Below are 19,184 nucleotides of genomic sequence, written 5' to 3'. Positions count from 1 at the left end.
GTGTGATGTCGTCAGGACGCCGACCGGCGGGGGTGGGCGGCCCGGTGCACGATCGCCGGCGGCAGGTTGCGCCACACCGTGGGCGTGGTCGTGACCTCGCCGTAGAGCTCGTGCAGCTCGCGCTCCAGGGCCCGGGCCGGACCCGCCCAGCGGGTGAACGTGTAGCCGAACTGTACGAAGACACCGTCGTCGGCGAGCGTGGACGCGACGGTGGGCAGCAGCGAGTCGTCGCGTCCCGGGCGGGTCGCCGACCACCCCAGACCGCTGACGACGACGTCCACCCCGCGCCCCCCGGTCAGCCCGCGCAGGGCCAGCAGCGTCGGGAGCTCGGCGACGTCGGCCGGCACCACGTCCACGTCCGGGATCCGCTCGGCCAGCCGGTGCGCCAACGCCGGGTTCAGCTCGACCGCGAGGTGGCGCGCGCGCCGGTCGAGCCGGCGGGCCAGCTCGATCGTGAACGCCCCCGACCCCGCGCCGAGCTCGACGACCAGCGGGTCGGGGCGCGAGCACTGAGCCAGGGCCGCGTCGGCGACCGCCCGGGCCAGCGCCGTCGAGCTCGGCCACACCGACGCGGTCGCGACCGGGGACCGGACGAACTCGGCGGCGAAGCGGGCGTCGTCACGCCAGTCGCGGCGCGGCTCGGACCGCTCGACCGGAACCGTGGGTCGAGCTCCGCTCCGCTGCGTCTCCGTGACCTCGGGTCGAGCTCCGCTCCGCTGCGTCTCCGTGACCTCGGGTCGAGCTCCGCTCCGCTGCGTCTCCCTGGCCTCCTCAGGCGACACGGCTCACCTCCTCGTCCGTGTGCACGGTGCCACGGTCCCGCGCCACGGCGACCGACACCAGGGGCGGCACGGTCCCCGCGCGGGCCGGCACCGGGTCGACGTGGACGGCCGGCCACGGACGGAGATCGGCCGTCGCCTCGGGCAGCGCGCCACCGATCGTGGTCGCCGCGAGACCGGCGGCCTGCCGGCGCGGCAGCGCGCGGGCCTCGCCCTCCGCGCCCGGGACCGGCACCTGGACCGGCAGCACCCGGACCGTGAGGACGGTGCGGCGCGCGGACGCGACACGGATCAGCGACGCGAGCAGGGTGTCGTCCCCGACGAAGGCCGCGGCCGCATCGGGCGCACCCTCGGCGTCGGCGTAGGAGAGCGCGACCGGCACCACCGGAGCGCCGGCGTCGAGCGCGGCCTGGAACGCGGCGGGCCGGAACCGACCGAGGTCGCGCCCGCAGCGGGTGGTGCCCTCCGGGAACACCCCGACGCAGGCGCCCTCGCGTAGTGCACCCGCGACCACCGCGACCGCTCCGGGCAGCGCGCGCAGCCGGTCACGGTCGAGGAACACCGACCCGACCCGGGCGGCCATCGGGCCGACCAGCGGCCAGTCGCGGACCTCCGCCTTGGCGAGCATGCGGACCGGGACGACGCGGTTGAGGGCGAGCACGTCCAGCCACGACACGTGGTTCGCGACGACGAGCGAGCCCGGCTGCGGGCGCGGCCCGGTCACCACGACGCGCACTCCCCCGGCCGCGAGGAGCCAGCCGGACCACAGGGCCTGGACCCGTCCCACCCGGCGCGGGCCGAGGACCGGCGCCAGGAGCGCGAGCGCGGCGCCGAGCAGGAGCGCGCCGACGAGGGCGGTCAACCGCCAGGTGGTCCGTACGAGGCGGCGCACCCGGGCGAGACCGGCGTCGGCCGCGGGGACCGGCAGGCACTCCGGCGCGCACGGCGAGGTCGGAAACCAGCTCATACGTCCTCCCCGAGCAGATGACGCCGCCACCGCGGGTCGATGGCGGTGTGGTCGAGCAGCACGAACAGGTCGGCGACGCCGAAGTCGGGGTCGAGGGCGGGCGTGCCGGCGATCTGCGCGCCCAGGCGCAGGTAGCCGCGCAGCAGCGGCGGGGTCTCCGCGCGGGCGCGCCGCACGTCACCGACGCCGTCGGTACCGACCGGGGCCGGACGCCGCGGCACGACCCGGCGGTTCTCGGGAGCGAGGTGCTTGCGCTCGACCAGCGACCACACCGATCCGGGCAGCGTGCCCTCGCCGGTGAGCGGCACGCTCGCGCAGCCGATGAGCCAGCGGTGCCCGGTGAGGATCAGGTAGCGCCACATCCCGGCCCAGACCAGCGAGAGCACGGTGCCGGTGCGGTGCTCGGGGTGCACGCAGGAGCGGCCGACCTCGACCAGCCGGGGCCGCAGGTCGTCGAGCGCGGACAGGTCGAACTCGGTGTCGGAGTAGAGCCCGCCCGCGGCGAGCGCCCCGTCCGGGGACAGCATCCGGTAGGTGCCCACGATCGCGCCGTCGGTGTCGTCGCGGACCATCACGTGGTCGCAGAACGCGTCGAACCGGTCCTCGTCGCGGCCCTCCTCCGCGGCGGGACCGGGCGCCAGGCGGGCGCCCTGCTCGATCGCGAACACGTCGTGACGCAGGCGCTGCGCGGCCCGGATGTGCTCTCCGTCGCGGGTGACGAGCAGGCTGTAGCGACCCGAGTCGCCGGGGCGGGCGACCCGGGTGTCGGCGCCGTCGGTGGCCGCGAGGGTCGGTGCCGGGCCCGCCGGGCTGTCGCTCCCGGCGGGGCGCACGCCGCCGTCGGGCGTGGTCGTGAGCAGGACCTCGGTGCTGGTCATGCCGCGGTGTCTACGGGGCCAGGACGTTCGCCGGCCGACCCGCGCGTGACGAGGCGGTGTGCTCCGCGTGAATCGTCGGCGGTCCCGACCAGCTCGCCGTAATGGCCGAGGAGCTCGTCGCAGACGGCGGGCCAGGTCCGGCCGCGCGTCGAGGCGCGGGCGGCGTGCCCCATGCGCCGGCGCAGCGCCGGGTCGTCGCGCCAGGCGCGGACCCGCTCACGGAGCCCGCCGCTCGAGGCGACGTCGGACCCGGCGTCGAACAGCCAGCCCGTCTCACCGGGCTCGACCAGGTCGCGCGCGCCCCCGGCGTCCGGCACGAGCACCGGGAGGCCGGCCGCCTTGGCCTCCTGCACCGCCTGGCAGAAGGTCTCGAACGGGCCGGTGTGGACGAACGCGTCGAGCGCCGCGTACGCGGTCGCCAGGTCGTCGCCGCCCCGGAAGCCCAGGAAGGCGGCCCCGGGCAGCAGTTCGGCCAGCCGCTCGCGCGCCGGCCCGTCGCCGACGACGACGAGCCGCACCCCGGGCAGGTCGGCCAGCGTGGCGAGCCGCTCGACCTGCTTCTCCGCCGCGAGCCGCCCGACGTAGCCGACGAGCATCTCCCCCCGGGGAGCCAGCTCGCGGCGCAGCGCGGCGGCGGCCGACCCGCCGTCGTCGTGCTCGGCGAGGGGCCGGAACCGGGAGGTGTCCACCCCGCGGCCCCACCGGTGCACCCGGGGCACCCCGTGCGACTCCAGGGCCTCGACCGCCCAGGCCGACGGCGCGAGGGTGCGGTCGGCCCGTGCGTGCAGCCGCCGGGTCCAGCGCCAGGCCGCCCGGGCGGTGAGGCCGACGCCGTACGAGGCGGCGAACCCGGCGACGTCGGTCTGGTAGACGGCGACGGTCGGGACGTCGAGCCGGCGGGCCGCCGTGATCGCGCGGGCGCCCAGGACGAACGGGGATGCGAGGTGCACGACGTCCGGGCGGTACTCCTCGAGGGTCGCCCGCACCGCCGGGGTGGGGACGCCGACCGGCAGCGAGTCGACGACGGCGAGGTCGAGGGCGGGCACCCGGATCACGGGGACGCCCTCGACCTCCTCCGGGCCCGCCCCGGGAGCCAGGACGAGGGCTTCGTGGCCCCGCCTGCGGAGGTGGGCGATCACCTGCAGGACGGAGTTGGTGACTCCGTTCACCTGCGGCAGGAAGGACTCGGTCACGACCGCGACGCGCACACGCTGACCGTTGCCGGTGTGAGGTCCCTGTTGCCGACGACGACGTGACCTCCGGCGGAACCCTCTCCCAACAGCAAGGGAGCGGATCCTGTTATCAATTCGTTATCTATCACCCTCCGTGTCGTGATGGGGGATGACGACGGGTCGAAACCGGTTCCTGTGGGACTGTTGCCCGGATTTCGTCACCGTGAGCAGCCGAATCCGTCGCTCTGGGCTGGTCCGTCCGAGATCCTCGTTTGACACGGTCCCGTCTCGGACTCCCTACTGATCTCCGAGCGCCGTCCCGCCGGTTCGGGCGGCACGCGATCTCCCTGGCCCCGGAGGTGCCGCGCGTGAGCGAGCTGCCGCGGTGGCACGCGTCGGCCGCCCCGGCCGGCGTGGCCGGACGTGAGCGCGCCGAGACCGCCCGGGCGACGACATTCGCCTCGGTGCCCACCCAGGCCGCGGCTCCCGTCGCGCCGGCGCCGCCCGCCCACGCCCCCTCGCCGGCGGTCGCCCCGTCGCCGGCCGCGGCCCCCACGAGGCGACCGGCCGCGGGGACCTCGACCGCCGCGGCCGAGGAGTTCGAGCGCCCCAGCTCGGCGCGTGTCTACGACTACCTGCTCGGCGGCGCGGCCCACGGCGCCGTCGACCGGGAACTGGGCGAGCGGCTCAAGCGCTCGCAGCCCGGCATCGTCGATCTCGCCCGCGAGAACCGCGCGTTCCTGCGGCGGGCGGTGCGCTTCCTGCTCGCCACCGGGGTCGAGCAGTTCCTCGACCTGGGCTCCGGCGTGCCCACCATGGGCAACGTCCACGAGGTCGTCGCGCGGAGTCGCTCGGGGGCGCGCGTCGCCTACACCGACGTCGACTCGATCGCCGCGCTGCACGGCCAGCACCTGCTCGCGGCGCTGCCGACGGCCACCTACACCGCGGTGGACGTGCGCGACGTCGACGCGGTGCTGTCCTCCCCGGGCGTCGCCGGGCTGCTCGACCTGCGCCGACCCGTCGGTCTGCTCGCGTTCTCCGTGTTCCAGCACGTGCGCGACGACGCCGCGGGGCTCGTCGGCGACTACCTGGACCGGCTGGCCCCCGGCAGCGCGCTCGCCCTCTCCCACTTCACCGACGACGACCCCCGCACCGGACCCACGATCGCGGCGGAGGCGACGGCCTACCCACGGGCCGTGCCCCGGGCCCGCTCGCGGGCCGACGTCGCGGCACTGGTCGCGGACGTCGACCTCGTGGACCCGGGCCTCGTGTGGGCCGACGAGTGGCGGCCGGAGCCGGGCCGGCCCGCCGGGGCGGCGACCCTCCGCGGGCACTGGGCGGCGGTCGGCTTCCGCCGCTGATCCCGTTCGTCTCGGGTTCCGATGCCGTCGTCGTGCCGTTCGGTCTAGCGCAAGATGCTCGACGCTGCTCCGTTCGCCGCTGAGCGCGCCCGTCGGTCCACTCACCGCGACATTCCGCGCGCCCCCGGTCACTTGAGGTGACGGAAGGTCTCGGTTCGATTACGGTCGCTCCTCGCCGGTCCGCTCCCCACGCTTCCGGCCCGAGCAGCCCCGAACTCGACTTGGAGCCGAACATGGCCGGCCGCCACCGCAAGCCCAGCACGCTCTCCGAGACCACCGGCAGCCTCGCGCTCGCGAGCCTCAAGGTCGGCGTCGTCGCCGCCTCGGTCACCGCGCCGGTCGTCATGGCGGGCAACGCGATGGCGGCGCCGGCCGCCTCGGACTCGCCGCAGAGCAACGCGACCTGGGACCGCCTCGCCAAGTGCGAGTCGACCAACAACTGGGACGCGGACACCGGCAACGGCTTCAAGGGCGGTCTGCAGTTCACCCCCTCGACCTGGAAGCGCTTCGGCGGCACGCAGTACGCCTCGACGCCCGACCAGGCCTCGCGTGAGCAGCAGATCGCGATCGCCAAGAAGGTCCAGGCCGAGCAGGGCTGGAAGGCCTGGCCGACCTGCACCAAGAAGCTCGGCTACAGCGAGTAGATCGCCCCTCGTCAGGTGTCAGCGATGGTCCGTCGCTGACACCTGACATCAGTATCGGTACATCCTCGGCACCCGCATCGAGGAGAATGATCCGGTGACTGCAGACGTCGTCGTGGTGGGCGCCGGACTCTCCGGGCTGGTCGCGACCGCCGAGCTCGCCGACGCCGGACGCCGGGTGATCCTGCTCGACCAGGAGCCCGAGGCGTCCTTCGGCGGGCAGGCCTGGTGGTCGTTCGGCGGGCTCTTCCTCGTCGACACCCCCGAGCAGCGCCGGCTGCGCATCCACGACTCGCTCGACCTCGCGTGGTCGGACTGGCAGGGCTCCGCCCGGTTCGACGAGACCGGGGACGAGTGGGGCCGCCGCTGGGCCCGCGCCTACGTCGAGTGGGCCGCCGGGGAGAAGCGGGACTGGCTGCGCTCGCAGGGGATCGGGTTCTTCCCCGTGGTGGGCTGGGCCGAGCGGGGCTCGGGCACCGCCACCGGCCACGGCAACTCCGTCCCGCGCTTCCACATCGTCTGGGGCACCGGGCCCGGCATCGTCGAGCCGTTCGCCCGTCGGGTGCGGGAGGCGGTCGCGCAGGGCCGGGTCGAGCTGCGGTTCCGGCACCGGGTCGACCGGGTGACGACGACGGCGGGTGCGGTCACCGGCGTGGCGGGCGCCGTCCTCGAGCCCTCCGACGTCAGCCGGGGACAGGCGAGCTCCCGGGTCGAGGTGGCGCCGTTCGAGGTCGCGGCCGACGCCGTCGTCGTGACCTCCGGCGGGATCGGCGGGGACCACGAGGCCGTCCGGAAGTACTGGCCCGCCCGCCTCGGCACCCCGCCGGAGCACATGATCTCCGGGGTCCCGGCGCACGTCGACGGCCGGATGATCGGGATCGCGGAGGCCGCCGGCGGCGCGGTCGTCCACCGCGACCGGATGTGGCACTACACCGAGGGGATCGTCAACCACTCCCCGGTCTGGCCGAGCCACGGCATCCGGATCCTGCCCGGGCCGTCGTCGTTGTGGTTCGACGCCGTCGGGAACCGCCTGCCGGCGCCGTTCTACCCGGGCTTCGACACCCTCGGCACCCTCGCCCACATCCGGCAGAGCGGCCACGACCACACCTGGTTCATCACCACCCAGCGCATCCTGGAGAAGGAGTTCGCGCTCTCCGGCTCCGAGCAGAACCCGGACCTGACCGGCCGCGACATCGGGCTCACGCTGCAGCGCGGACGGCCCGGCCCGACGGGTCCGGTGGCGGAGTTCCAGCGCCGGGGCGAGGACTTCGTCGCGGCGACGACCCTGCGCGAGCTCGTGGACCGGATGAACGCGCTGACGCCGGAGCCGCTGCTGGCGTTCGAGGACGTCGAGCGCGAGGTCCTCGCCCGTGACCGCGAGCTCGCGAACCCCTACGGCAAGGATCTCCAGCTCGCCGCGATCCGCTCGGCGCGGAACTACCTCGGCGACAAGCTGACCCGCGTGGCGGCGCCGCACCGGCTGCTCGATCCCGCCGCGGGCCCGCTGGTCGGGGTGAAGCTGCACGTCCTGACCCGCAAGACACTCGGCGGGCTCCACACCGACCTGTCGGGGCGCGTGCTGGGTCCCGACGGCGAGCCGGTGCCGGGCCTGTTCGCCGCGGGCGAGGCGGCGGGCTTCGGTGGCGGCGGCGTCCACGGGTACCGCTCGCTGGAGGGCACGTTCCTCGGCGGGTGCCTGTTCAGCGGACGGACGGTGGGACGGGCGTTGGCCTAGCGGCATGTGCGTGCACTATCGGCGTGCTGCATCTCTGCCGTGCTCAGACACGGAAACGCACGCACGAGGCGTCAGCCGAACGCGACCGCCCGCTCGGCGTCGGCCTTCACCGACGCCAGGTTCTTGCGAGCCGAGCGGCTCATCGCCCGCTCCAGGCCCCACTGCGGCACGGGCACCGTGACCTGCATCGTCGAGGTCATCGTCAGCTCGGTGCCCGCGCCCGACTCGGCCGCCTCGTAGGAGATCGTGCTCTCGGCGATGAGCCGGCCCTCGACGCAGGTCAGGGTCACCGAGGAGTCCGTGTAGGCCACGTCGAACGTCGACGCACTCGTGAACCCGATCGCCCCGAGGGTCACCACGATCCGGGTCGGGCGCCCATCACCGTCTCGCGTGACGACCTCGGCCGACTTCGCCTCGTTCGCCCAGCGATCGGTGTTCTCGAGATCTGCCACCACGCCGATGACGGTCGTCACCGGCGCGGCGATGGAGATCGTTTCCTTCACGGGTCCCGCCATGACGACCAGGTACCCCCACCGGGGCCCCGGTCACCCGTGACGTACCGGTCACGCCCGGTCGGCCACCGCGCCCTCGTTCGCCATCCGGCCGCCGTGGGAGCGCTCGGCCGGGGTGCCGGTCAGCGCGATCCCGGCGCGCAGCGCGGACGCCGCGTCCAGCACCGCGTCGCGCGCGGCGGGCACCAGACCCGCGAACCCGGCGTAGCCGTGGACCAGCCCGGGGAACCGGTGGGCCACCGTCGGGACCCCGGCCGCGCGCAGCGCCGAGACCAGTTCCTCGCCCTCGTCGCGCAGCGGGTCGAACCCGGCCGTCGCGACGTAGGCCGGGGGCATGACGCCGAGGTCCTCGGCCTCGAGCAGCGCCGTCGGGCGGATCGGGTCGAGGCCCTCGGGCAGGTAGAGGCCCTCGAACCACTCGACGTCGACGGTGCGCAGCCCGAAGCCCTCCGCGAAGAGCTCCCGGGAGCCGCCGGAGCGGCCCGCGTCGGTGACCGGGTAGAGGGCGAGCACGAACTCCGCGGTCGGCTCCCCGCGTCGGGCCAACTGGTGGGCCGAGGTGAGCGCCAGGTTGGCGCCCGCGGAGTCGCCACCGACCGCGATCGCCCCAGCCCGGTACTCCTCCCGGTGGGCGACCACGTGACGCAGCGCCTCGACGGCGTCCGAGAGCCCGGCCGGGAACGGGTGCTCCGGGGCGAGGCGGTACTCCACCGACAGGACCCGCGCGCCGGCCTGCTGCGCGAGCGCCCGGCACAGCGGGTCGCCGGAGAGCACGCTGCCGAGCGCGAAGCCGCCGCCGTGGAAGAACAGCAGCAGCCCGGAACTCGATCCGGCGAGGTCGTCGGGCTCGTAGAGACGGGCGTCGAGGACGCCGGGCACGTCGCGGGTCGGGCCGACGGGGACCGGGATCGACACGGCGCGGCTGGTGACCCCCCGGGTGACCTCCGCGAGCCCGGACGCCGCCTCGTCGGTGAGCTTCCGCTGGTCGACCAGCGGAGGGTCCTCCCCGGGTCCCGCGGCCAGGGCGATCAGCTTCAGGATCATCTGGACGTCGAGATCGAGGACCTGACCGTCGCGTTCGACGCGACGGCCGGCGATGGCGCGCTTGGCGGGCCGCGGGAGCCCGACGAGCGCCCGGAGCACACGGCGCAGGATCGGGAACTTCACTCCTACCACCCTAGGAGGGCGATCTCGGCGCGGCCCGCCCGCCCGGCCGGGATCGCCCGAGACGGCGGCCGAGAACCGTGACCTCGGAGCGCTCGTAGCCGAGGCGCTCGGAGAACACCGTCGCCGCGGCATGGTCACCCACCGGATATCGGGAGGCGGCCGCCACGCGGTCGGGCCATCCTGCGGAGATGTCCGACCCGCCCGTGCTCCTCGGCACCCGCACCCGCCTGCGGCCCTGGCACACCGACGACGCCGAGGCGATCTTCCGCGCCTGCCAGGACCCGGACACCCAGCGATTCACGACGATCCCGTCGCCGTACCGCCGTGAGGACGCCGACTGGTTCCTCGCCCACCACGTCCACGACGTCGCCGACGAGGGCGGCGCCTCGTTCTGCGTCGAGGCGATCGACGAGCCCGGGACGGTCGCCGGGAGCATGGCGCTGCTGCACGTGCGCGACGGGATCGGCGAGATCGGCTACTGGGGCGCCCCGTGGGCCCGGGGGCGCGGGTACGCCGCCGACGCGCTCGGCGTCGTCGTCGCCTGGGTGTTCGGCGAGGGACGGGCCGAGCGCCTCGAGCTGCTCATCGCCCCCGAGAACGTCGCGAGCCGGGCCGTCGCCCGGCGCGCCGGGTTCGTCGTGGAGTACCTCGACCCGGAGCACCTCCTGGGTGACGGCTCGGTGCGCCCGGTGCTGGTGCACGGTCTGCGCGCGTCGGACCGGGTGTAGGCCGCGTGCCACCGCGCGACCGGGCGCACGACGCCAGGCCGTCGGCGCGGTCCCCCGCTACATCCGCAGCGTCCCGGTGACGCCGGGCACCGTCCCGCCCCCGACCCACACCTCGCCGTCGGCGTGCTCCACGTGCACCCGGCCGCGGCGTCCCAGCCGGGTGCCCTGCGCGGCGACGTAGGTCGGGGGTGCGTGGCCGGCGTCGACGAGCCAGCGGCCGAGCCCGGCGTTGAGCGACCCGGTCACCGGGTCCTCGCCCACCCCCATCGCCGGCACGAACGCGCGCACCTCGAACTGCGTCTCGCCACCCGCCGGATGGGGTCCGACGACGCCGACGGCCCGGCTGATCTCGCTCGCCCCGAGGGCGCGCAGGTCGGGCTCGAGCCCGAGCACGGTGGCGGCGTCGGGGAGCAACAGCGCGACCCATCCCGGGCCGTTGTCGACCCAGGCGGCGTCGCGCACCCTCGTGCGATCGACCCCCAGCGCAGCCGCCAGCGCGCCCACGTCCGCGTCGGCGACGGGCCCGGAGCGGACCAGCGGCGGCGCGGCGAAGGCCAGTCGCCCGTCGCGTCGTCGCAGCCGGACGAGCCCGGCGCCGCACTCCTGCACCGGGCCGTCGTCGTCACCCGGGACTCCCCCGGCCCCGAGCCAGGCGCACGCCGAGCCGAGGGTCGGATGCCCGGCGAACGGGAGCTCGGTGCGCGGCGTGAAGATCCTCAACCGGTAGTCGGCCGCCGGGTCGGTGGGCGCGAGCAGGAACGTCGTCTCGGACAGGTTCGTCCAGGACGCGACGGCGGCCATCTGCGCGTCGGTGAGGTCGTCGGCGTCGTGGACGACCGCGACCGGATTGCCCGCCGTGAGCTCGTCGGTGAACACGTCGACCTGGCTGAAGGAGTGCATGCCGACGATCACGCCACGACGACGGCCCGCTCGGCCAGGGCCACCCGGCCGGAAGTGGCAGCGGGCTCAGCGGACCGAGTCGACCGGCAGCGGCCCGCGGGAGAGCACCGTGCGGATCGCGAACGTGGACCGGGCGTCGGTGACCGCGTCGATGGCGAGCACGTCGTCGAGCAGCAGCGACTCGTAGGCGGCGAGGTCGCCCACCACGGCCTCGACGAGGAAGTCCGCCTCGCCGCTGACGACGTGGCAGGCGACGACGGCCGGGATGGCGGTCAGCGCGTCCTCGATGATCCGCGAGGTCGCCCGGGAGTGCTGCTCGACGCGCAGCGAGATGAACACGGTCAGCCCGAGCCCGAGGCGCCGGCGGTCGAGCTCGGCGCGGTAGGCCGCGATGAAGCCCGCCGCCTCGAGCGCCTTGGTGCGCCGCAGGCACGACGACGGCGAGAGCGACACCCGCTCGGCCAGCTCGACGTTCGAGAGCCGACCCTCCCGCTGCAGGATGGTCAGGATGGCGCGATCGGTCCTGTCGTAGAGCTCGTCCGGCACGACGTGCAGCCTAGCGGCGCTGCGGCGATGGATCGTTGCGGCGAGGACCCGGATGCGCGGCATTGTCGGCAGCGCGTGCGAGGCCGATCGCGACAGCCTTTCGGCATGGAACGGACCCTCTCGACCCCCGGCGCCGTGACCCTCTACGTCGGTGCCCTGCTCGGCCCGAGCGTGCTCCTGCTGCCGGGACTGGCGGCCGGGATCGCCGGGCCGGCGTCGCTCGTCGCCTGGCTCGGGCTGCTCGTCCTCTCCGGCCTGCTCGCGGCGGTGTTCAGCGCCCTCGGCCGCCGGTACCCGGGCCGGTCCGGCGCGGCGGGCTTCGCCGGGGCCGCGTTCGGCCCCGGAGCGGAGCGGGCGGTCGCGGCCTGCTTCCTCGGCGGGGTGGTGCTCGGGGCGCCGGTGGTGTGTCTCATCGGCGCGGCCTACCTGGCGCCCCTGACCGGTGGTGGGCCCGGGACCACGGTCGAGATCGCGGCCGGGCTGCTGCTCGTGGTCGTCGTACTGACGATCGGCGGCGCGCGGGCGTCCGCAGCCGTCCAGATCGGGCTCGTCGGGGTGCTGGTGACCCTGCTCGTCGTCGCGGTGACCGCCTCGGCACCGCATGCCCGCGGCGCGAGTTGGACACCGTTCGCCCCGCACGGGTGGTCCGCGGTCGGCTCGGCGAGTGCCGTGCTGATGCTCTCGTTCGTCGGGTGGGAGGCGATCGCCCCGATGACCGCGCGGCTGCGGGACCCCGGCCGGCAGCTGCCCCGGGTGATCGGGGCCGCCTTCGCGATCACCTCGGCGGTCTACCTGGCCACCGCCGGGGCGACGATCGCCGTGCTCGGCCCGCGGGCCGGGAGCGCGACCCCCGTCGCGGATCTCCTACGGGTGGGGATCGGGCCGGCGGGGGCGGTCGCCGCGGGGATCGCCGCCGTCGCGCTCACCTTGGCCGCGACCAACGCGTACCTGACCGGGGCGGCCGAGATGGTCGAGGCGCTCATGAGCGGAGCGGGCGCCCGCCGTCGTCGGTACGGCCTCCCTCTCGGGGTGGCCGCGCTCGGCAGCGTGATGCTCACGCTGACCGGGCTCGGGTGGCTCGACACCACCGACCTGGTGGCCTTCCCGACGACGATGTTCCTGGCCGTCTACCTCGCGGCCACCGCCGCCGGGGTCCGGCTGCTGGTCGGGAGGGCCCGGGTCGCCGCGGCGCTCTCCTGTGTCGCGGTCGGTGCGGTGCTCGCCCAGAGCGGGCCGGTCGTGGTGGTGCCGGCGCTCGTCGTCGGGGTCGTCGTCGTGGCGCGGCGGGTATCCCGGTCCGGTGAGCGACGTCGACGCGGACCTGGCGGCCGCGATCACCGATCTGCTCGATCAGCGCGGCGCCGGGAAGACGATCTGCCCGTCGGAGGCGGCGCGGCGGGTCGACCCGCAGGGCTGGCGCCCGCTCATGGAACCGGCGCGCCGGGCTGCGCGACGGCTGGTGGATGCGGGTGAGATCGAGATGACCCAGCAGGGCGAGGTCGTCGATCCGGCGACGGCGACGGGCCCGGTGCGCCTCCGGAGGTGCGGCTCCGCCGCTCGTGAGCACTAATTGACGCCAGGGCATCAATTAGTGCTCACAGGCGCGCAGCGCACCTATGAGGTCCGCGCGTACGCACCACGGTGGAAGACCAGCGGGGGGACCTCGGCGTCGGCCGCGAGGTCGTGCACGGCGCCGACGACGATGAGGTGGTCGCCGCCGTCGTGGGAGGCGTGCAGGGTGCAGTCGATCCAGGCGGTCGCGCCGGCCAGGATCGGCGAGCCCAGGCCCGACGGCGTCCACTCGACCCCGGCGAACTTGTCGGTCCCGGACTTCGAGAACGTCGTCGACAGCTCGCCCTGGTCCTCGGCGAGCACGTTGACGCAGAACTGCCCGGTCGCCTCGATCTTCGGCCACGACGACGAGTTCCGGCCCGGCAGGATCAGCACCAGCGGCGGGTCGAGCGAGAGCGACGCGAACGACTGGCAGGTGAATCCCGCCGGCTCACCGTCGGCGACCCCGGTGACGATCGTGACCCCCGACGGGAAGTGCCCGAGAACCGAGCGCATCGTCGTGGGGTCAGTGCTCGCCATGAAGTCCTCCTCGATCGTGCCCGGGCCTTCCGCACGCTAGGCGTTCCCGATGACGGCGGCCACGTCACCGTGTGCTGCGCCGCAGCGGACCGCGGCGCCGGCGGCCGTATCCTGCCGCGCGTGGATCCGGCGCCCCGCCCCGGCCGCGGCCGCACCAAGGACCGCGGCAAGGACGAGGCCGTGCTCGACGCGACGGTCCGCCTGCTCGCGACCGACGGCGTGGCGCGGATGTCGATGGACCGGGTCGCCGCGGCCGCGGGCGTGTCGAAGGTGACGGTGTACTCGCGGTGGCCGAGCAAGGGCGAGCTCGTCGGGGCGGCGCTCGCGCACCTGCGCCTGGGCCGGGTACCGGAGCCGGTCGGCGAGGTCCGCACCGACCTGATCGCGCTGCTCGAGGCGATGCGCGAGCAGTACGTCGAGGTCGGCGCGATGAGCATCCTGGGCACCTGCCTCGCCGACGAGCCCGGCTCGGGCGAGCTCCTCGGGATCGTCCGGGAGGCAACGCTGCTGCCGCGCCGGGCCCTGTTCGCGGCCGTGATCACCGCCGGTGTCGGCCGCGGCGAACTGGAGCCGGACCTCGACGTCGAGGCGGCGACCAGCCTCGTCGTCGGGACCCTGTACGCCGACCACCTCGCCGGCCGGGACACGACGACGGCGGCCTGGCCGGCCGCCGTCGTCGACCTCGCCCTCAGCGGGCTGCGGAACCGCTGAACAGCCGCGACGACGCCAGCCGCGCCCCCTGCGCCATCGCGTCGAACTTCGCCCACATCACCGTCGGGTGGACCTCCGGGCGGTAGGTGGCCTGCGAGGAGAACCCGCAGTCGGCGCCGGCCATCACCCGCTCCGGTCCGACCAGCCGCGCGAACCGCTCGAGGCGCTCCGCGATCAGCTCGGGGTGCTCGACGATGTTCGACGCGTGTGTGATCACGCCCGGGATCAGCACGTTGTCCTCGGGCAGCGCCACCGTCTCCCACAGGTGGTACTCGTGCTCGTGGCGGGCGTTCGCCGCCTCGAACGAGTGGTAGCGCGCGTCCACCGCGAGCACGAGGTCGATCACGTCGGCGAGCGGGACGTCGAAGACGCGCGGGCCCTCGTTGATCGAGTAGCAGGTGTGGAAGCGGACCTTCTCCGCCGGGATGCCGCGCAGCGCGTGGTTGACCGCCTCGACGTACATCCGGCCGCGGCGGGTGCGGGTCGCCTCGTCGTAGCCGTGGAAGCTGTAGATCTCGGTGAGGAACGGGTCGTCGACCTGCAGCGTGAACCCGGCGTCGACGATCGCCCGGTACTCGACCGACATCGCGTCGGCGACCGCGAAGAAGTACTCCTCCTCGGAGCCGTAGTACTCGTTCACGCCGACGCCGCTCGGGGCGATCGACGGGACGAACGCCCCGGCCGGATCCACCGCCGCGGCGAGGTTGTCGAGATCCCGGCGCAGCGCCTGTTCGCCCCGGTAGACCAGCGGCCCGGTACAGACGACGGGTTCGACGGCGCCGACCGTCCCGCCCATCATCGCCTGGGCGAAGTACTGCTCGTAGTACTCCGGGAAGGCCTCCTGCTCGGCCGCGAAGCTGTACACGGTCTCGGCGCCCGGCCGGCGCTCGAGCCCGCCGAGGCGCTCGGTCACGTAGCTGAAGAAGCCGAGCTTGCCCATCTCGCCGTCGGTGACGACGTCGATCCCGTGCTCGCGCTGGGCGGCGACGATCCCGGCGACGGGGTCCCGGGTCGCGGTCTCGAGCACCTCGCCGGCGACCGCGTCGCCCCGCTGCCGGGCGGCGAGCAGGTCGAGCAGGGCCTCCGGTCGGGGCAGGCTCCCGACGTGGGTGGTGCGGATGCGGGCCTCGTCGCTCACGGTTCCCCCCGGACACCAATTCCTGTACCGAGCAGTTCAGGTGGAAGTTAGCGCGGCGGTCAAGACCTTCTATGACGCCACACGTCGCAATCATGCCGAATTCCGTGCTTCTCCCTCAGGGATGAGCTGTGTCACGCTCGTGACGCTGTTCGACGAGGAGCGGAGAAGCGCGTGGAGACGTTCGTCCTGATCACCGGGGCCTGGCACGGCGGATGGAGCTGGCGCCCGGTGGCGACCCGGCTGCGCGAGGCCGGGCACCGGGTGCTCACCCCGACGCTGCCGGGGCTCGACCTCGGCGACGACCCGCGCGGGGTCACCCTCACCGACTGCGTCGACGCCGTGGTGTCGCTGGTCGAGCGCGAGGACCTGCACGACGTGACGATGCTCGGCCACAGCTGGGGCGGCTTCGTCGTCTCCGGCGCCGCGCCCCGGGTTGCCGCACGGATGAAGCGCACGGTGTTCTGGAGCGCGTTCGTCCCGCACGACGGCGAGTCGCTCATGGACGCCGTCCCGCCGCACTACGCCGAGCTGTTCACCGCCCAGGCCGCGGCCAGCGGCGACGCCAACACCGTGTCGCTGCCGTTCGAGGTCTGGGCCGGCGCGTTCATGCAGGACGCCTCCGAGGACGCCCAGCGCGCCGTGTTCGGCCTGCTCGCCCCGCAGCCGATGGGCACGTTCGCCGAGGCCCCGAACCAGAAGCCGTTCTTCGACCTGCAGGTGCCCAGCGCCTACATCCGCTCCACCGAGGACGTCGCGCTGCCCCCGGGCGAGTGGGGCTGGGACCGCTTCCCGCCCCGGCTGAACGACGCGGTCGTCGTCGACACCCCTGGCAGCCACGAGGCCAACTTCACCCGCCCCACCGAGCTGGCCGACGCGATCCTGCGGGTGGCCACGTGACCCCGCGTGTCGCCGTCGTCGGCGCGGGGATCGGCGGGCTGACCCTCGGGATCGCGCTGCAGCGGGCCGGGGTCACCGTCGATCTCTACGAACAGGCCGACGAGCTGCGCGAGGTGGGCGCCGCCGTCGCGCTCTCGGCCAACGGCACCCGCGAGCTGTACCGCCTCGGCGTCGGCGAGGCCATCGACGCCGTCTCCACCCAGCCGACCGAGTTGATCTACCGCGACGGGCGCACCGCCGAGCGGATCGCCGCCCACACCGGCGGGGCGGACTACCGCGCCCGCTTCGACGCGCCCTACTGGGGCATCCACCGCGTCGACCTGCAGCAGACCCTCGCCGCCGCCGTCGACCCGGAGCACCTGCACCTGGGTCGCCCCGTCACCGGGGTGACCGAGGACGGGACGATCACGTTCGACGACGGGTCGACCGAGACCGCCGACGTCGTCGTCGGGGCCGACGGCGTGCACTCCGTGGTCCGTGACGCGGTCGCCGGCCCGGGCCACGGGCCGGTCTACTCCGGCACGAGCGCGTTCCGCGGCCTGGTCAACCGCTCCGACCTGCCCTCGCTGCCCGACCCGCTCGCGATCCAGTTCTGGGCCGGACCGCACGCCCACCTGCTGCACTACCCGATGGGCGGCGAGAAGCGCGACCACGACACCGTCAACTTCTTCGCCGTGCTGTGCGGACCCGAGCGGTGGGAGGGCGGGAACGTCTCGGTACCCGAGGGTGAACTCCTCGACGGGTTCGCCGGCTGGCACCCCGCCGTCCGGGAGATGCTCGCCGCCGTCGCGCAGAGCCCCCGCTGGCCGCTGCTCTCCCAGCCCCCGTTGAGCCGGTGGACCCGCGGCCGCGTCGTCCTCATCGGCGACGCCTGTCACGCGATGCTGCCCCACCACGGGCAGGGCGCGAACCAGTCGATCGAGGACGCCGTCGTGCTCGCGGACCTGCTGGCCGACGGCGGGGCGGGCGGGGACCTCACTGCCGCCCTCGCCGCCTACCCCCGCCACCGCCGCGCGCGCGCCCGCGCCGTGGCCCGCAGCGCCTGGGACACCGGGACGCTGCTGCATCTTCCCGACGACGACGTCGCGGGGCTCGCGGAGCGCGACGCGCGCTTCAAGAGCTACCTCGACGCCAACGCCTGGGTCCACGAGTACGCCGCCAGTGCAGTCACCACCACAGGGGAAGCCGCATGACCACCGCCGAAGACCAGTCCGTGTCCGGGACCAGCGACGCCGTCACCGCCGGCTCGCACGCCACCGAGATCGCCCGCTCCGGCGCGGCGACCTTCCGCTCGGGAGGCGGCGCCGTCGACCAGCAGCGGGCGGCCGCCGTGATCGGCGCCGCGCTCGAGGGCATCCGGGGCGCGATCCGCGACCAGAAGGTCACCTACGAGGAGTTCGACGCGTTCAAGCGCTGGCTGATCGGCGTCTCCGACACCGGCGAGTGGCCGCTGTTCCTCGACGTCTACCTGGAGTTCGAGGTCGAGAAGGTCGCCGCGCAGACCCAGGACGGCTCGGTCGGCACGATCCTCGGCCCGTTCTGGCTCGACGGCCAGGCCCAGCTCGACTCGCCCGCGACCCTGCCGATGCGCGACGACGAGCCGGGCACGCCGATGATCCTGGCCGGGCAGGTCACCGGCACCGACGGGAAGCCGCTCGCCGGCGCGAAGGTCGACATCTGGCACACCGACGAGGAGGGCTGGTACTCCGGCTTCGCGTCGAAGCCGCCGGCCGGGAACCTGCGCGGTGTGGTCACCGCCGACGCCGAGGGCCGCTACGAGATCCACACCCGCAAGCCCGCGCCGTACACGATCCCGCTCGACGGCCCGACGGGGCAGATGACCCTCGCCGCCGGGTGGAGCCCGTGGCGCCCCGCGCACATCCACCTGCTGGTCTCCGCGCCCGGACACCGCACGCTCACCACGCAGCTGTTCTTCACCGGGGACCCGTACCTGGGCAACGACGTCGCCTCGGCCGACAAGCCGGAGCTCACCCTGGACCCGCAGCCGACGGGCAACGGGAGCGAGGTCCGCTCGGACCGGGACTTCGTGCTGGAGCCGGAGTAACCGAGGTGGAGCTCCGGCAGCTGCGCTACTTCGTGACGGTCGCGCGGACACGGCACTTCGGGCGGGCGGCCGACGAGCTGCACATCGCCGGGTCGCCGCTGTCCCAGGCGATCCGCCAGCTGGAGTCGCATCTCGGCACGCCGCTGTTCGAGCGGACCACGCGCCGGGTCGACCTCACGCCGGCCGGCGAGGCGCTGCTGCCGGAGGCCGTCCGCATCCTCGAGTCGGTGGGGGCCGCCCGCGAGCAGGTCTCGCGGGTGGCCGCCGGCGATCTCGGCCGGCTGCGGATCGGCTCGACGGCGCTCGCGACCTACCGGCACGTCCCGGAGATCGTCCGGCGCCTCGGCGGGGAGCTGCCCGGCCTCTCACTGCACCTGGACACCGAGATGCTCACCCCGGCGCTGGCGGACGCGCTCACCGACCACCGCATCGACCTCGCGGTCCTGCGCCCGCCGGTCGGCGACGACACCCTCGAGACCCGGCTGCTCGCGCGGGAGCGGTTGGTACTCGCGGTCCCGGCCTCGTGGAGGACGGGGTCCGACGGTGCGGTGGCGCTGGGCGACCTGGCCGACGAGGAGTTCGTCGTGTACTCGGCGCCGGGCTCGGTCGTCGGCGCGGCCGCGGACCGGGCCTGTCGCGCGGCGGGCTTCGTGCCGCGGCGCACCCACGAGGCCGAACAGACCTCGATCGTGCTCGCCCTTGTCGCGGCGGGTCTCGGGGTCGCGCTGCTGCCGGAGTCCGTGCTCGCCGTGACCGTCGACGGCGTGCGCTACCGCGAGCTGACCGGCTGCGACGTCACCGCCGACGTCGCCCTGGCCTGGCGTCGCGACGATCCCTCCCCCGCCCTGGAGAAGGCCCTCGCCGTGCTGGGCCGCCACGAGGGAACCCCCTGAACA

The 19,184-nt window shown here is 74.6% G+C and carries 20 protein-coding genes and 1 pseudogene; 11 read left to right on the top strand and 10 right to left on the bottom strand.

What is annotated here, in order from left to right; genetic code table 11:
- Positions 1–11: 11 nt before the first annotated feature.
- Genes LQ327_RS34700 through LQ327_RS10745 form a run of 4 tightly spaced genes read right to left on the bottom strand, consistent with a single transcriptional unit; the run spans position 12 to position 3,817 of the window.
- Positions 12–782 carry a class I SAM-dependent methyltransferase gene (locus tag LQ327_RS34700; RefSeq protein ID WP_230732840.1) on the bottom strand — a complete coding sequence of 257 codons (771 nt, stop codon included), beginning with the start codon at positions 780–782 and terminating at the stop codon, positions 12–14.
- Positions 772–1,746 (bottom strand): lysophospholipid acyltransferase family protein, encoded by a 975-nt coding sequence (locus LQ327_RS10755; protein WP_230732837.1) that lies wholly within the window; start codon positions 1,744–1,746, stop codon positions 772–774. Before LQ327_RS10755 ends, LQ327_RS34700 begins: the two co-directional genes overlap by 11 nt.
- A complete protein-coding gene (locus LQ327_RS10750) occupies positions 1,743–2,624 on the bottom strand; it encodes a GNAT family N-acetyltransferase (RefSeq protein ID WP_230732833.1) in 882 nt (293 codons plus the stop codon). Before LQ327_RS10750 ends, LQ327_RS10755 begins: the two co-directional genes overlap by 4 nt.
- Complete coding sequence (locus LQ327_RS10745; protein ID WP_308286282.1) at positions 2,621–3,817, bottom strand: glycosyltransferase family 4 protein; 1,197 nt, start codon at positions 3,815–3,817, stop codon at positions 2,621–2,623. The genes LQ327_RS10750 and LQ327_RS10745 overlap by 4 nt, the downstream gene beginning before the upstream one ends.
- A 347-nt stretch (positions 3,818–4,164) precedes the next feature.
- Between LQ327_RS10745 and LQ327_RS10740 the strand changes: the two genes are divergently transcribed.
- The 3 genes from LQ327_RS10740 (at position 4,165) to LQ327_RS10730 (ending at position 7,533) form a co-directional block, all read left to right on the top strand.
- Positions 4,165–5,157: an SAM-dependent methyltransferase gene (locus LQ327_RS10740; RefSeq protein ID WP_230732827.1), complete on the top strand. Its 993-nt coding sequence runs from the start codon at positions 4,165–4,167 to the stop codon at positions 5,155–5,157.
- A 233-nt stretch (positions 5,158–5,390) separates the two neighbouring features.
- Complete coding sequence (locus LQ327_RS34695; protein ID WP_308286281.1) at positions 5,391–5,801, top strand: transglycosylase family protein; 411 nt, start codon at positions 5,391–5,393, stop codon at positions 5,799–5,801.
- A 94-nt stretch (positions 5,802–5,895) separates the two neighbouring features.
- A complete protein-coding gene (locus LQ327_RS10730) occupies positions 5,896–7,533 on the top strand; it encodes an FAD-binding dehydrogenase (RefSeq protein ID WP_230732824.1) in 1,638 nt (545 codons plus the stop codon).
- 71 nt (positions 7,534–7,604) lie between these two features.
- Here the strand turns inward: LQ327_RS10730 and LQ327_RS10725 are convergent, their stop codons facing one another.
- Positions 7,605–8,048 carry an SRPBCC family protein gene (locus tag LQ327_RS10725; RefSeq protein WP_230732822.1) on the bottom strand — a complete coding sequence of 148 codons (444 nt, stop codon included), beginning with the start codon at positions 8,046–8,048 and terminating at the stop codon, positions 7,605–7,607.
- 48 nt (positions 8,049–8,096) lie between these two features.
- Positions 8,097–9,212 (bottom strand): alpha/beta hydrolase, encoded by a 1,116-nt coding sequence (locus tag LQ327_RS10720; protein WP_230732809.1) that lies wholly within the window; start codon positions 9,210–9,212, stop codon positions 8,097–8,099.
- 188 nt (positions 9,213–9,400) lie between these two features.
- On the opposite strand from LQ327_RS10720, the gene LQ327_RS10715 reads away from it, so the two are divergent.
- A complete protein-coding gene (locus tag LQ327_RS10715; protein WP_230732806.1) occupies positions 9,401–9,940 on the top strand; it encodes a GNAT family N-acetyltransferase in 540 nt (179 codons plus the stop codon).
- Between the two features lie 57 nt (positions 9,941–9,997).
- Here the strand turns inward: LQ327_RS10715 and LQ327_RS10710 are convergent, their stop codons facing one another.
- Both LQ327_RS10710 and LQ327_RS10705 read right to left on the bottom strand, forming a co-directional pair.
- On the bottom strand, positions 9,998–10,852 hold the full coding sequence (locus LQ327_RS10710) for a PhzF family phenazine biosynthesis protein (protein WP_443611911.1): 855 nt from the start codon (positions 10,850–10,852) through the stop codon (positions 9,998–10,000).
- A gap of 54 nt (positions 10,853–10,906) precedes the next feature.
- A complete protein-coding gene (locus LQ327_RS10705) occupies positions 10,907–11,386 on the bottom strand; it encodes an Lrp/AsnC family transcriptional regulator (protein ID WP_230732803.1) in 480 nt (159 codons plus the stop codon).
- Positions 11,387–11,413: 27 nt separating this feature from the next.
- Here LQ327_RS10705 and LQ327_RS10700 point away from each other — a divergent pair.
- Together LQ327_RS10700 and LQ327_RS34690 are read left to right on the top strand one after the other, a co-directional pair.
- Positions 11,414–12,355, top strand: a pseudogene (locus tag LQ327_RS10700) (APC family permease); the annotation flags it as partial.
- A 229-nt stretch (positions 12,356–12,584) separates the two neighbouring features.
- A complete protein-coding gene (locus LQ327_RS34690; protein WP_308286280.1) occupies positions 12,585–12,956 on the top strand; it encodes a DUF3253 domain-containing protein in 372 nt (123 codons plus the stop codon).
- 44 nt (positions 12,957–13,000) lie between these two features.
- Here the strand turns inward: LQ327_RS34690 and LQ327_RS10690 are convergent, their stop codons facing one another.
- Positions 13,001–13,477 carry a flavin reductase family protein gene (locus tag LQ327_RS10690; RefSeq protein WP_230732797.1) on the bottom strand — a complete coding sequence of 159 codons (477 nt, stop codon included), beginning with the start codon at positions 13,475–13,477 and terminating at the stop codon, positions 13,001–13,003.
- Positions 13,478–13,597: 120 nt separating this feature from the next.
- Between LQ327_RS10690 and LQ327_RS10685 the strand changes: the two genes are divergently transcribed.
- A complete protein-coding gene (locus LQ327_RS10685) occupies positions 13,598–14,188 on the top strand; it encodes a TetR/AcrR family transcriptional regulator (RefSeq protein WP_230732794.1) in 591 nt (196 codons plus the stop codon).
- On the opposite strand, the gene LQ327_RS10680 is transcribed toward LQ327_RS10685, so the two are convergent.
- A complete protein-coding gene (locus LQ327_RS10680) occupies positions 14,166–15,326 on the bottom strand; it encodes a cobalamin-independent methionine synthase II family protein (RefSeq protein WP_230732791.1) in 1,161 nt (386 codons plus the stop codon). The genes LQ327_RS10685 and LQ327_RS10680 overlap by 23 nt on opposite strands.
- A 171-nt stretch (positions 15,327–15,497) precedes the next feature.
- Between LQ327_RS10680 and LQ327_RS10675 the strand changes: the two genes are divergently transcribed.
- The 4 genes from LQ327_RS10675 to LQ327_RS10660 are packed head-to-tail and all read left to right on the top strand — an operon-like array spanning position 15,498 to position 19,181.
- A complete protein-coding gene (locus tag LQ327_RS10675; RefSeq protein ID WP_230732787.1) occupies positions 15,498–16,223 on the top strand; it encodes an alpha/beta fold hydrolase in 726 nt (241 codons plus the stop codon).
- Positions 16,220–17,416: an FAD-dependent monooxygenase gene (locus tag LQ327_RS10670; RefSeq protein WP_230732784.1), complete on the top strand. Its 1,197-nt coding sequence runs from the start codon at positions 16,220–16,222 to the stop codon at positions 17,414–17,416. The genes LQ327_RS10675 and LQ327_RS10670 overlap by 4 nt, the downstream gene beginning before the upstream one ends.
- On the top strand, positions 17,413–18,288 hold the full coding sequence (locus LQ327_RS10665; RefSeq protein WP_230732782.1) for a dioxygenase family protein: 876 nt from the start codon (positions 17,413–17,415) through the stop codon (positions 18,286–18,288). The genes LQ327_RS10670 and LQ327_RS10665 overlap by 4 nt, the downstream gene beginning before the upstream one ends.
- 5 nt (positions 18,289–18,293) lie before the next feature.
- Positions 18,294–19,181, top strand: a complete 888-nt coding sequence (locus tag LQ327_RS10660; protein ID WP_230732779.1) for a LysR family transcriptional regulator — start codon at positions 18,294–18,296, stop codon at positions 19,179–19,181.
- Positions 19,182–19,184 lie beyond the last annotated feature (3 nt).

The organism is Actinomycetospora endophytica (genome assembly GCF_021026375.1).
In the GTDB taxonomy this organism is placed as follows: domain Bacteria; phylum Actinomycetota; class Actinomycetes; order Mycobacteriales; family Pseudonocardiaceae; genus Actinomycetospora; species Actinomycetospora endophytica.
The sequence above is the reverse complement of the archived record's forward strand: the minus strand, read 5'-3'. Positions and strand labels throughout refer to the sequence as shown.

Coding starts and splice junctions, on each gene's coding strand:
- LQ327_RS10755 (WP_230732837.1), bottom strand. CDS start 1,746: ATGAGCTGGTTTCCGACCTCGCCGTGCGCGCCGGAGTGCCTGCCGGTC.
- LQ327_RS10750 (WP_230732833.1), bottom strand. CDS start 2,624: ATGACCAGCACCGAGGTCCTGCTCACGACCACGCCCGACGGCGGCGTG.
- LQ327_RS34695 (WP_308286281.1), top strand. CDS start 5,391: ATGGCCGGCCGCCACCGCAAGCCCAGCACGCTCTCCGAGACCACCGGC.
- LQ327_RS10725 (WP_230732822.1), bottom strand. CDS start 8,048: ATGGCGGGACCCGTGAAGGAAACGATCTCCATCGCCGCGCCGGTGACG.
- LQ327_RS10715 (WP_230732806.1), top strand. CDS start 9,401: ATGTCCGACCCGCCCGTGCTCCTCGGCACCCGCACCCGCCTGCGGCCC.
- LQ327_RS10690 (WP_230732797.1), bottom strand. CDS start 13,477: ATGGCGAGCACTGACCCCACGACGATGCGCTCGGTTCTCGGGCACTTC.
- LQ327_RS10665 (WP_230732782.1), top strand. CDS start 17,413: ATGACCACCGCCGAAGACCAGTCCGTGTCCGGGACCAGCGACGCCGTC.